Origin of the sequence: Gluconobacter sp. Dm-74 (genome assembly GCF_018256135.1) — a bacterium.
GTDB classification, from domain to species: Bacteria; Pseudomonadota; Alphaproteobacteria; order Acetobacterales; family Acetobacteraceae; genus Gluconobacter; species Gluconobacter cadivus.
The window spans coordinates 234,192-246,173 of the sequence record NZ_JAERLX010000003.1 but is presented as its reverse complement, the minus strand read 5'-3'; the positions used below and the strand labels follow the sequence as shown (position 1 = coordinate 246,173).

The 11,982-nt window shown below is 59.5% G+C and carries 9 protein-coding genes and 1 tRNA gene; 3 read left to right on the top strand and 7 right to left on the bottom strand.

What is annotated here, in order from left to right; all coding sequences use genetic code 11:
• Positions 1 to 22 precede the first annotated feature (22 nt).
• Positions 23 to 184 carry a hypothetical protein gene (locus JK208_RS06605; RefSeq protein WP_167383417.1) on the bottom strand — a complete coding sequence of 54 codons (162 nt, stop codon included), beginning with the start codon at positions 182 to 184 and terminating at the stop codon, positions 23 to 25.
• A 111-nt stretch (positions 185 to 295) separates the two neighbouring features.
• Positions 296 to 371: transfer RNA gene (locus tag JK208_RS06600), tRNA-Lys, on the bottom strand.
• A gap of 151 nt (positions 372 to 522) precedes the next feature.
• Between JK208_RS06600 and arfB the strand changes: the two genes are divergently transcribed.
• A complete protein-coding gene (arfB, locus tag JK208_RS06595; RefSeq protein WP_062031087.1) occupies positions 523 to 945 on the top strand; it encodes an alternative ribosome rescue aminoacyl-tRNA hydrolase ArfB in 423 nt (140 codons plus the stop codon).
• A 65-nt stretch (positions 946 to 1,010) separates the two neighbouring features.
• On the opposite strand, the gene JK208_RS06590 is transcribed toward arfB, so the two are convergent.
• Positions 1,011 to 1,193, bottom strand: coding sequence for a hypothetical protein (locus JK208_RS06590; RefSeq protein WP_211575091.1), 183 nt, complete (start codon positions 1,191 to 1,193; stop codon positions 1,011 to 1,013).
• A 95-nt stretch (positions 1,194 to 1,288) separates the two neighbouring features.
• On the opposite strand from JK208_RS06590, the gene JK208_RS06585 reads away from it, so the two are divergent.
• Positions 1,289 to 3,931: a TonB-dependent siderophore receptor gene (locus JK208_RS06585; protein ID WP_211575090.1), complete on the top strand. Its 2,643-nt coding sequence runs from the start codon at positions 1,289 to 1,291 to the stop codon at positions 3,929 to 3,931.
• Between the two features lie 137 nt (positions 3,932 to 4,068).
• Here the strand turns inward: JK208_RS06585 and JK208_RS06580 are convergent, their stop codons facing one another.
• Genes JK208_RS06580 through gyrA form a run of 3 tightly spaced genes read right to left on the bottom strand, consistent with a single transcriptional unit; the run spans position 4,069 to position 7,895 of the window.
• Positions 4,069 to 4,554, bottom strand: coding sequence for a peptidylprolyl isomerase (locus JK208_RS06580; protein WP_086649281.1), 486 nt, complete (start codon positions 4,552 to 4,554; stop codon positions 4,069 to 4,071).
• A 31-nt stretch (positions 4,555 to 4,585) separates the two neighbouring features.
• A complete protein-coding gene (gene coaD / locus JK208_RS06575; protein WP_211575258.1) occupies positions 4,586 to 5,116 on the bottom strand; it encodes a pantetheine-phosphate adenylyltransferase in 531 nt (176 codons plus the stop codon).
• A complete protein-coding gene (gyrA, locus tag JK208_RS06570) occupies positions 5,097 to 7,895 on the bottom strand; it encodes a DNA gyrase subunit A (RefSeq protein ID WP_211575089.1) in 2,799 nt (932 codons plus the stop codon). The genes coaD and gyrA overlap by 20 nt, the downstream gene beginning before the upstream one ends.
• A gap of 272 nt (positions 7,896 to 8,167) precedes the next feature.
• On the opposite strand from gyrA, the gene JK208_RS06565 reads away from it, so the two are divergent.
• Complete coding sequence (locus JK208_RS06565; protein WP_249201982.1) at positions 8,168 to 11,242, top strand: Hint domain-containing protein; 3,075 nt, start codon at positions 8,168 to 8,170, stop codon at positions 11,240 to 11,242.
• A 138-nt stretch (positions 11,243 to 11,380) separates the two neighbouring features.
• On the opposite strand, the gene ssb is transcribed toward JK208_RS06565, so the two are convergent.
• Complete coding sequence (gene ssb / locus JK208_RS06560; protein WP_194261122.1) at positions 11,381 to 11,965, bottom strand: single-stranded DNA-binding protein; 585 nt, start codon at positions 11,963 to 11,965, stop codon at positions 11,381 to 11,383.
• Between the last annotated feature and the right edge of the window lie 17 nt (positions 11,966 to 11,982).

The following is an 11,982-nucleotide window of genomic DNA, read 5'->3' as shown; positions in this document are numbered from 1 at the left end:
ACCACCCCAAAAAGGGGAAAACTCAGGTCGGGCCGCCCTGATAGCCATAACTGCTGCGGCCCGCGCCCACATTGCCATAATCATCGCCCCGAAACTGCCGAGACCCCTGCCCGCCATAATCCGGCCCACACGCCGCCAGCGCCGCCAGAAGTCCAAGCGCTATCCCAATCCGAACCCGCGTCATCAGCATTTTCCTTGCGTATCAGCCTGTTGCGACATCATAGGCCGCAAAATCCCGACAGACCACCAGCGGATCGCTGTTGGATGTAGGGGCATCTGCTCTTTTCGGGAAAAATGGTGAACCGGCTGGGACTCGAACCCAGGACCATTCGATTAAAAGTCGAATGCTCTACCAACTGAGCTACCGGTTCATCCGCACGCTGGCTACCCCACAACCCATAAGGGCGTCAACCTCACAACCGCGAAAAACAGGCCCAGCGCCTCTCCAGACATGGTCTCTCCTCGCAAAAGAGGCTATGGGCGCCCCACACTTCGTCTCTCAACCCCGAAAGGAAGAAACAGATGCCCATCCAGATTCTTCCCGGCCTTGCTCTCGAAGACGACGAACTGAAAGTGACCTACATTCTGGCGTCAGGCCCCGGTGGTCAGAACGTCAACAAGGTGGCGACGGCCGCACAGCTCCGCTTCGACGCCGCACGATCTCCCGCCCTGCCAGACCGGATCAGAACCCGCCTAATCGAACTCGCCGGGAGCCGGGCCACGCAGAATGGTGAAATCATCATCACCGCCCGTCGCTTCCGGACACAACAGCGCAACCGCGAAGACGCCATCGAGCGTCTGGCAGAACTGATCCGGAAAGCGGCCCACCGTCCGGCGTTCCGCGTCGCCACACGCCCCGGAAAAGCCGCCAGACAGCGCCGTCTGGACGGGAAGTCCCACCGGGCGGGCATCAAGCGCAACCGGACTGTGCGTCTGGACGACTGATTGAGGCCATCGGCGATATCCATGCCGAACAGGACCGGCCACAGCTTTTTTCTTCCCCCATGGTCTCATCCGATACGGTCAAATAACATAAATCCGGACCCAGAACCGGTCCCTACAAACATCACCGAAACGAACAATTCTATATTTCTCCAGAAAACACCAATCTGGAATTTAATTTCCCCAACCCGAACCGTAAAATCTTTTTGTTGCCAACCTGCAACAGGGAGAAAAACAGTTTCAAAAATCATTTTTGCTACTTTCCCGTAACAAGTTTTTGTCATTACTCTTTCTAACCCCCCGCTGAACCCAAGGGCGGTGTCTTATGGAGGTACAAAGAGTAATAATGAAATCCCGGCACCGCATCTCCCTGCTCGTGACAACAGCCTTTTCTGTCATGCCGTGTCTGTCCGCTTTCGCCGCGACGACAACCCCTCATCCTGTCCGTCACCACAGCACCAAGACCGGCAGCAGCACGCACGCAACTGCACATCCCGCCAATACTCCAGTCGCGAAGACTGCAACTGCCGCACCACGCAAGAAAAAGACCGACGTCAACTTCGCGGGTGAAGCTGAGACGATCAACGTCACCACCGGCACCCACGCGACGAACCGCAAGGCCCGTGAAAGCACGTCCCCCGTCACGGTGGTCTCTGCCGCGACGCTCCGCCGCTCTGGCATGCTGAACCTCTCGGACGCCCTGACCCGGACCTATGCCTCAATCAACGTGGTGGCGATGGGCGCGGATTCCGCAGCCCTGACGTCTTCCATCCAGATGCGCGGCCTCGGCCCGAACGAAGTGCTGGTTCTGGTGGACGGCAAGCGCCGCCACAACACGGCGAACATCACCGCCGATGCAGGCCCGCAGTTCGGCTCCACAGGCGCCGATCTGAACACAATCCCCGCAAACGCCATCGACCATATCGAAGTGCTCGAAGACGGCGCGGCTGCGATGTACGGCTCGGACGCCATTGCCGGTGTGGTGAACATCATCACCAAAAAGCAGGCCCACGGCATGCAGACCTCCGTGCAAACCGGCGCAAATGCCTATAACGGCGACGGCTGGCAATACAAGGTCGGTGCCGATGGCGGCGTGAAATGGGGCAGCGACGGCTACCTGCATCTCAGCGGCGAAGTCTATCACACGGATCACATGGTCGTCGGCGCGCGGGACCACCGCCTGATCGGAAGCTGGCCCACAAACGCCACAACCACGGGCTACTATAACGGTATCGTTCCGAATGCGATGAACGTACCAACCAATTCCAACAAGATCATGAGCACGCCCGAAGAAACCCGCGAAAGCCTCGCCATCGACTTCGGCAAAACCATTACCGAAGGCGTGAATTTCTACGGCCTCATCACCTATATGCACCGCCACGGCGAAGCGTATGAAAACTACCGCACGCCCGTCATCGCGCCCACCATGTATCCGGCCGGTTTCTCTCCGCTCGAAACATCGGAAGAGAACGACTACGCCGCCACGCTGGGCCTCAAGGGCGACAACTTTCTGGGCTTCGATTGGGATCTGAGCACCACATACGGCGCCGATGGCAACAAAATCGGCAACAAAAACACCGTCAATACCGGTATGCTGGCCAGCACATGCTCCACAGTTCCGGGCTCGGCCTATTATTCCACCGATGGTTGCGGCTGGTCCCCCAACACGACGCGTGCTGAAACCTATCGTATGGCGCAGTGGACCAACAATCTGGACTTCCGCCGCCACTTCAATATCGCCAACGTCGTGCCTATGACGCTGGCCTTCGGTGGCGAACACCGCCTCGAAACCTATGAGATCAAGGCTGGTACACCGCCCTCCTATGAACTGGGCGGCACACAGGGCTATGCCGGTCTCGGCCCCAACAGCGCTGGCAACTGGAGCCGTGACATCTGGGCTGCCTATGTCGATGGTGACTTTCACCCGCTCCCACACTGGGATCTCGATTTCGCAGGTCGCTTCGAGCACTACACGGATGTCGGCAACACGGAAAACGGCAAGGTCTCGACCCGCTACGACGTGAGCAAACGCATCGCGATCCGTGGCACGATCAGCACCGGCTTCCGCGCGCCGACGCTGGCCGAACAGCACTATAGCGCCATGAACGTGGACCCGACCGGCGCCTCCGGCCTGCTACCCGTCAACTCAACAGCCGCCCGCATTCTGGGTGCCAGCGCCCTGAAGCCGGAACGCTCCGTCAGTGCCAGCGGTGGCATCGTCCTGGAGCCCGTAAAGAACTTCCATGTCGAAACAGACGTCTATCAGATCAATCTGCGTGACCGCATCGTGGGCGGTGGTACCGTCAACGGTCAGCCCGCCGTCGATGCCATCGAAGCCATGGGATATTCCCTGCCTCTGAACAGCATCACGCTCGACAACGTCTCCGCCTACTACATGACCAACGGCGCCAGCACCCGCACGCAAGGCCTCGACATCAAGGCGGACTACATGTTCCGCTTCCACAATGCCGGCAACCTGAACCTCAGCATGGCGCTGGACCTGAACCGGACGCGTCTGCACCACAACGGAACAGATACCAACGGCAATCCGTTGCTGAACGCGCAGAACATCGGCTACATCACGACCGCCTATCCGCGCAGCAAGATCATCCTGAACGCGTTTTATACGATCGGAAAATGGGACCTCAACGTGCGCCAGACCCGTTACGGTGAGACCACGGACATGCTGACCTACTCTGACTGGACGGACAAGACGCTCACCTGCCCGAGCGGCGGCAAGCTGGCCTATTCCAACAGCTGCTTTGCGCAGTTCAAGAATACGCCGCGCTGGCTGACGGATATCGAAGTCGGCTACCGCTTCAACAGCCACTGGCATCTGGCGATCGGTGCGAACAACGTCTTCAACGTCCGCCCCCGTCGTGTTCCGCAGATCAACAACTCCCGCGGCGCCCAGATCTACGACCAGTTCTCGCTGCAGGTTCCCATCACCGGCGGCTACTATTACGGCCGTATCAACGCCAGCTTCTGAAACCCTCCTACAAAAAAGGCGCCCCGTTACAGGGCGCCTTTTTCTTTAGAAAACACCCCCTGCACACCGAAGATCGCAACAAAAAAAGCCGGCGCATCACTGCACCGGCTTTCGTAAAATCCGCTTTCAGGCAGGATTCAGGCTTCGACATAGGCCTTGACGATGATGTCGGGGTCCTTGACCACGCCACCTGCGCCGGAACCGCGCTTGAGCTGGTCCACATATTCCATGCCTTCCGTAACCTGACCGACGATCGTGTACTGACCGTTCAGATGCGGGCTGGCGGCGAACATGATAAAGAACTGGCTGTTGGCGGAGTTCGGGGCCATCGTGCGGGCCATGCCGACCGTGCCACGCTCGAACTTGGCGGCATTCGTGAACTCGGCCTTGAGGTCCGGATAGGAGCTGCCGCTCGTGCCGGTTCCCGTCGGATCGCCGCCCTGTGCCATGAAGCCCTCGATCACGCGATGGAACTTCACGCCATCATAGAAGCCTTCGCTGGCCAGCAGCTTAAGGCGCTCGGCAGCCAGAGGCGCCAGATCGGGGCGCAGCTCGATGACCACCTTGCCAGTCTTGAGCTCGAAAACCAGCTTGTTGCCGTCGGGCACTGCAGTATCGGACATCTTGGAACCTTCCAGAAATCGTTGAAGGTTCCTATGTCGGCCCTCGGCCCAGTTTCGACAAGACGATATGTGCAACATCTTCGCTGACGAAGGGTGAAATATCGCCTCCCAGCCGCGCGATTTCCTTCACGATACGACTGGCCGTGCTGCGATGTTCTTCGGAAGAGAGCAAGAAAACCGTCTCGATTTCCGGGGCCAGACGACGTAGAGCGCCAGAAAGCTGGCTTTCGTAATCGAAATCTCCACCGGACCGAAGGCCGCGCACAACCGTGCCCGCCCCCGCCTGACGCACGGCATCCACCAGAAGCGTATCGAAGCCAACAACCTCGATCCGCTCCCCATGCGGCAGCTTGTCCACCTCATGCCGCAGAGCCGAGAGCCGGGCCTCCAGATCCAACAGAGGCTGTTTGCCTTCATTGACTGCCACCCCGACCAGCAGTCGGTCGAACAGCGCGGACGCCCGATGGATGATGTCCAGATGCCCGAACGTGACCGGATCAAACGTGCCGGGATAAAACCCGACACGCGGATCCATCCGCGCCTCAGGCGTCAGGTGCAGCATCGTCACCAGCGGCAGGGACCTCGGAAACCACAGTCTCGTCGGCATCGCCCTCTTCCGTGTCATCTTCCAGAACCGGGAAGACACAGATGACGGTTTCGCTATCATTCAGGCGGAACAGCGTCACACCGCTGGCCTGACGCGCCATGACACGAACCTGCGAGACCGGCAGACGGATCAGACGCCCCGTATCCGTGACCAGCATGACGTCCGTACCATCAAGCGTCGGCAGAGTGCCCACCACTTCCTTGCCCCGACGGTTCGCCGAGAAGGTCATGTTGGTGATGCCCTGACCGCCACGACCCGACACACGGTAATCATAGGCCGAGGAACGACGGCCAAAGCCACCATCCGTCACGGTCAGGAGGATTTCTTCCTGCTGTTCCAGTTCCTCGAAGCGCTCCTGCGTCAGATCGCCGGTGATTTCGACGGTTTCCTCGTCACCAGACACGGTTTCGTCTTCGGCACCGTCCTCCAGAGCGGCATTTTCAGCACGCCGCTTGGCATTGGCCATCCGCAGATAGGCAGACCGTTCCTCGACGCTGGCATCCACATGATTGAGGATGCACAGCGAAATCACCGCATCGCCATCCCCCAGACGGATGCCCCGCACGCCCGTGCTGCCACGACCGGCAAACACGCGCAGCGTCTCATCCGTGATCTGGAAGCGGATGCAACGCGCGTTCTTCGTTGCGAGGAACACATCCTGACCTTCACGGCAGGTCGCCACACCGATGAGGGAATCCCCCTCGTCGAGCTTCATGGCGATCAGGCCAGACGCACGGATATTGCGGAAATCGCTCAGACGGTTCCGGCGCACATTGCCGCTGGCCGTCGCGAAGGCAAGGTGCAGGTCGTCCCACAGTTCCTCGTCCTGCGGCAGCGGCAGGACAGCCGTGATGGAATCCGTTCCCAGTTCCGGCAGCAGGTTGACCAGCGCACGGCCCTTGGCGGTCGGCGCGGCTTCCGGCAGATGCCAGACCTTCATCCGGTAGGCCTTGCCGCCCGAGGAGAAGAACATCACCCATTGATGCGTATGCGCGTTGAAGCTGCGGATAATCACGTCATCGCCGCGACGCCCCGAGGCCGTACGACCACGACCACCCCGGTTCTGGGACCGGAAAACCTCCAAGGGCGTACGCTTGATGAAGCCGTCACGCGTGATGGTCACGACCATCTGCCCCGGCTCGATCAGGCTTTCATCCGTCTGGTCGCCGAGTGAATCGGAAATTTCCGTCGCACGCGGGGTCGCGACTTCCGCACGGGCCGCCAGAAGCTCCTCGCGCATGACTTCCATCCGGCGCGGACGGCTCTCGATGATCTGAAGCAGCTCACCGATCTTGACGGCAACGTCTCCCAACTCACCCTGGATCTTCTCGCGCTCCAGACCCGTCAGGCGTTGCAGACGCAGCTCAAGAATACCGCGCGCCTGCGCTTCCGTCAGACGAACCTTGCCATCGATGATGACATTGCCTTCGTCGTGGATCAGTTCCAGAAGCGGAATAACTTCCGAGGCATCCCATTCCCGCGCCATCAGCGACTCACGCGCCGTTGCAGCATCCGGGGCCGCACGGATCAGCGCGATGACCTCGTCGATATTCGCAACAGCCAGAACGAGACCGACCAGCAGATGCCCGCGGTCACGCGCCTTGTTCAGATCGAACCGGGCGCGACGGAGAATGACTTCTTCGCGGAAACGCAGAAAGGCTTCCAGAATGTCCTTCAGCCCCATCGTCCGCGGCTTGCCGTCATCGAGCGCCAGCATGTTGGCGCTAAAGGACGTCTGAAGCTGCGTGAAACGATAGAGCTGGTTCAGAACCACGTCCGGCGTCGCATCGCGCTTGAGCTCGATGACAACACGCATCCCCGATCGGTCGGACTCGTCGCGGATGTCGGAAATGCCTTCAATTTCCTTGGCCCGGACCAGATCGGCGATCTTTTCCTGCAACGTGGCCTTGTTCACCTGATACGGGATCTCGGTGATGATGATGGCCTGACGGTCCTTGCGGATCTCCTCAATCTCGGCCCGCGCCCGCACCGGAATGGACCCGCGACCCGTCTCATAGGCACGGCGGATGCCGCTGCGCCCCATGATGATGCTGCCCGTCGGGAAATCCGGCCCCGGGATGATCTGCATCAGCTCGTCGAGTTCGATGTCTGGATTGGCAATCATCGCCAGTGTGGCATCAATGACTTCACCCGGATTATGGGGCGGAATATTGGTCGCCATACCAACGGCAATACCGGCCGCACCATTGACGAGCAGGTTCGGGAAAACCGCTGGCAGAACCTTCGGCTCGTTCTCGCTCTCGTCATAGTTCGGCTGGAAATCAACAGTATCACGGTCGATATCGTCCAGCAGGAAGGACGACGCCTTGGCCAGACGCGCTTCAGTATAACGCATGGCCGCCGGGCTATCGCCATCGACCGACCCGAAATTGCCCTGACCGTCGATCAGCTTGACGCGCATCGACCAGTGCTGCGCCATCCGGACCATGGCGTCATAAATCGAGCTGTCGCCATGCGGATGGTATTTACCCATCACATCACCAACCGCACGCGCCGACTTGCGATACGGCTTGTCAGCGGTAAAGCCGCTTTCGCGCATAGCGTAGAGAATACGGCGATGAACCGGCTTCAGACCGTCCCGCACATCCGGCAGCGCGCGCGATACGATCACGGACATCGCGTAGGCCAGATAGGAGGAGCGCATTTCCTCCTCAATCGTCACAGGAAGACGACCGGAAGGGGTCAGATCAGTCGGCTCGGTCAGCTCGGTCAAGACAGGTCACCACGCTAGAATTCAGTTCTTCCAGCATACCGCATGCGTCGCCATCATGCCAACCTAGTCCAGCACAACACACCCTCGTGGTTCAGAAGACATTATTTAGCGAATTCGACAAAAAAATCGCCAACACAAAAAAATGACAAAATTATCTAATCGACGAATTTAATTTACACCTTATTAACTTGCGAGCAGCAATCAAATCCGTTAGCAATTCTCAAACACACTCCGGCGAGTCCGTGCCGGAAATTTTTCGGAAAGATCTGATCATGGCCGATACGACCACCGACGACATCACGCCCGCCGGCAGTGATAACGCCAGCTACAACGCCACTGAAACAAGCTACCATCAGCACGACTATGTCTGGCGCTGGGTTGGCTCTGCAACGGGCGGAGACTGGACCGATCCCAGCAACTGGGTTCTGACCGATGCTGGCAATCCGGTTGATACGTCCTCCGACGCCTTCAGCGGCTATCCCATTCCCCAGAGCGAGCAGAATGCTGACGTCAATGTCGGCTATTCCGGAAACGAAACCCCGAACGTCGTCGTCTCCAATGCCGTTCTCTACAACCAGATCCGCAGCCTCAGCATCTGGCAAAACAGCACCCTGAAAATCACCGCACAGGGTGGAAACGGAAACGTTTTCGCAACAGCCGGTTTTGAGAACTACGGCACCCTCATTATCGACACCCCCTCCAAAGTCGAACTTGGCGGCGTGACAACAGGTAACGGCACCCTGACGATCCTGAACAACGACGGCAATGTGATATTAGACGATGGGCAGCTGAACAACGGCACGCTCAACCTCGTCAACTCGACCCTCGGCACCCTTGCAACGCCCATCAGCGTTTCCGGCGGCACGATCAACCTTCAGCAGAACAGCACGCTCATTGCGAACCTGTACGGCGAAGGCTCCACGATCAACGTTGACCCGGCATCCACCAACACGCTGTATGTCAACGATCGCTTCTCCAACAATAGCGGCTCCGTCCAGAACACCGTCATCAACGGCGTTTCCGAGAACACCCATTTCGGCATCCTGAGCGGCTCCTCCAAGCCGGTCTCCGCAACGTATGAAGCCAATGCCGACGGCTCCTACAAGCTGACGATCACGCTCGATAACGGCCATGCCATCACCTACCCGACGGTCAATGTCGCAGACGGCTACACGCCTGCTGCCCAGGCCACGATCGTGCAGGACGGCTCGAACGGCTGGCTCATTGAAGACGCAGGCACCTCGACGGCTCCGGCCTCCTACGTCAACAGCGACCTGCACCAGCAGCTTGCCGCCACAGCCAGCGCAGCAGCAGCCGCCGGTGGCGACACGTCGCAGTACAGCAGCAACGCCGTCAGCTACCATAACCATGGCAACACATGGCGCTGGAGCGGCTCCGCAACCGGCGGTGACTGGTACGACCCCAAAAACTGGACGCTCTATGACGGCCACGGCAATGTCGTGGACACATCAGGCGATTCCTTCAGCGGTAACGCTGTACCACAGAGTGATCAGAACGCTGACGTTAACGTCGGCTATGTCGGCAACACCACGCCCAACGTCGTCGTCGCCGATGCGCCGTCCTACAACCAGCTCCGTAGCCTCAGCGTCTGGCAGAACAGCACACTTGAAATCACCGCGCAGGGCAGCAGCACTTATAACGGCTATGTCTTCACAACGGCCGGTTTTGAAAACAGCGGCACGATCCTGATCAACACCCCGTCCAAGGTTGAACTCGGCGGCATCGGGGTCAACCGTGAAGACGGCACGATCACGATCATGAACAACGACAACAACGTCGTGTTCGATACAAACAACGTCAACAACGCCGGCACGATCAACCTGATCAACGCAACGCTGGGCGCTGCCACCAACCCAATCTCCGTTTCCGGCGGTACACTCAACCTCTCGCAAGACAGCAGCCTGTTCCTGTCTCCGGGCGAAAACATCAATACCATCAATGTTGATCCGAACACGATCAACACGGTGTACGTTCAGGCTAACGGCCTGCTGCACACAGACTCATCGAACACCCAAAGCGTCGTGATCAACGGCGTCTCCGCCAACACGCATTTCGGCATCTCCGGTGTGTCTTCCGCTCCGACGGCTGCCACCTACACGCCGAACGCTGATGGCTCCTACACGCTTCAGATCACGCTGGCTGACGGTCGCCTGCTGACATTCGGCGACCTGCATATGGCAAACGGCTTTGTTCCAAGAACCAACGCCACCATCGTCCAAGACGGCAGCACTGGCTTTCTTGCGGAAGATTCAGAGGCAGGCTTTTTTATTATCGAAGCCATAGCTGAAGGCCCCTGCTTCCTCGCAGGCAGCATGATCCGCACGCCGGAAGGCGATGTGGCCGTCGAGACCCTGCGCCTCGGCAGCACGGTTCTGGCCTTCGTGAACGGCGAAACCGTCGAGCGCAAAGTCACCTGGGCCGGCCGCTCCCACATGATCGCCAAGGCCGGTCTGGCCGACGCGGAAGCCGGTTATCCGGTCCGCATCATGCAGGGCGCACTCGCCGAGGGCGTGCCTTACAAGGACATGCTGGTCACGCCGGAACACTGCCTGTTCATCAATGGCGGTTTCATCCCGGCCCGTATGCTCGTGAACGGCCGCTCTGTGGTCTATGACCGCACGATCGCCGTCTATGACTACTTCCATGTGGAAACGGCCGAACACTCGGTCATCATGGCAGACGGCATGATGACGGAAAGCTACCTCGACACCGGCAACCGCCAGTCCTTCCGTCAGGACGGCAGCGTTGTTGCTCTGGGTGGCCGCGAGCGCAACTGGAATGACGACGCAGCAGCCCCGCTGTCCGTCAGCCGGGACGTGGTCGAGCCGATTTTCCGTGAGATCGAAGCCCGTGCCATTGCAGCTGGCCTTGAGAACACGGTTGCCGCTCCGGCTCTGACCGAAGACGCCAACCTGTACCTCGTCGCCAGCACGGGCCAGACCATCCATCAGGTCCGCACCGCCAATGGCCGCGCGATGTTCATGATCCCGTCCGACGTGACAGGCGTTCGCATCGTGTCCCGTACCTCCAGCCCGAGCGAAACGGTCGGACCGTTCGTGGACGACCGTCGTCAGCTCGGTGTTCTGGTGGGTGAAGTCACACTGTTCGACTCGGGCAACACGATCCGCATCGATCAGCACCTGACGGACGCAGACCTGAACGGCTGGGATGTTCAGGAAAACACCCCAGTCCGCTGGACGAACGGTAACGCCATGCTGCCGCTGACGGCCCGTCAGCCAAACAGCCTCGGCATGCTCGCCATCCAGATCCTGGCCGCCGGCCCCTATCTGGCAACGTCGGAAGCAGACGTCGCCCTGACCGCCTGAAACCAGCCGGTCTGAAACGAAAAAGCCTCACCCTTTCGGGGGTGAGGCTTTTTTTTGTCTGCACCACAGTCAAAAAAAACCCGGAGGCCTGAGGCTCCGGGGTTTTTCAGTCTTCAGAAACCTTAGACGGCTCTGAACTCAGAACGGGATTTCGTCGTCCAGATCATTGTCCGGCGGAGCATCCCAGCCGCCATTGCCGCCACCCGAACGACCGCCAGAAGCCCCGCCGGAATTCCCGCGCGAACCGCCACCAAAGCCACCACCCGAACCACCAGCGGAGCCGCCACGGCTCCCACCGCCGAAGCCGCCGCCATTGCCACCGCCATAGCCGCCACCATTGTCAAAACCGCCATCATCGCCGCCACCGCTGCGATTGCTGTCGATCAGCACCAGATCGCCACGGAACCGGTCAATCACGACTTCGGTCGTGTATTTTTCCTGACCGGACTGATCGGTCCACTTCCGTGTACGCAGCTCGCCTTCAATATAGACCTTGCGCCCCTTGCGCAGGAACCGCTCGGCCACATCCGCCGTCCGCTCGTTGAAGATCACCACGCGATGCCACTCGGTGCGCTCCTTGCGCTCTCCGGACTGACGATCGTTCCAGGTGTCCGACGTCGCAACGGTCAGGTTGACGATCTTAGACCCCGACTGCGTGTTGCGGACTTCCGGATCCTTGCCCAGATTTCCGACCAGAATCACCTTGTTGACGCTGCCTGCCATTCCCGTCCCAACCAATT

What these genes read in the sequence shown, in the direction of transcription:
- JK208_RS06585 (WP_211575090.1), top strand. Translation starts at nt 1,289, where the DNA reads ATGAAATCCCGGCACCGCATCTCCCTGCTCGTGACAACAGCCTTTTCT.
- JK208_RS06590 (WP_211575091.1), bottom strand. Translation starts at nt 1,193, where the DNA reads ATGATTTTTGAAACTGTTTTTCTCCCTGTTGCAGGTTGGCAACAAAAA.
- JK208_RS06565 (WP_249201982.1), top strand. Translation starts at nt 8,168, where the DNA reads ATGGCCGATACGACCACCGACGACATCACGCCCGCCGGCAGTGATAAC.
- JK208_RS06580 (WP_086649281.1), bottom strand. Translation starts at nt 4,554, where the DNA reads ATGTCCGATACTGCAGTGCCCGACGGCAACAAGCTGGTTTTCGAGCTC.
- arfB (WP_062031087.1), top strand. Translation starts at nt 523, where the DNA reads ATGCCCATCCAGATTCTTCCCGGCCTTGCTCTCGAAGACGACGAACTG.
- ssb (WP_194261122.1), bottom strand. Translation starts at nt 11,965, where the DNA reads ATGGCAGGCAGCGTCAACAAGGTGATTCTGGTCGGAAATCTGGGCAAG.
- JK208_RS06605 (WP_167383417.1), bottom strand. Translation starts at nt 184, where the DNA reads ATGACGCGGGTTCGGATTGGGATAGCGCTTGGACTTCTGGCGGCGCTG.
- coaD (WP_211575258.1), bottom strand. Translation starts at nt 5,116, where the DNA reads ATGCTGCACCTGACGCCTGAGGCGCGGATGGATCCGCGTGTCGGGTTT.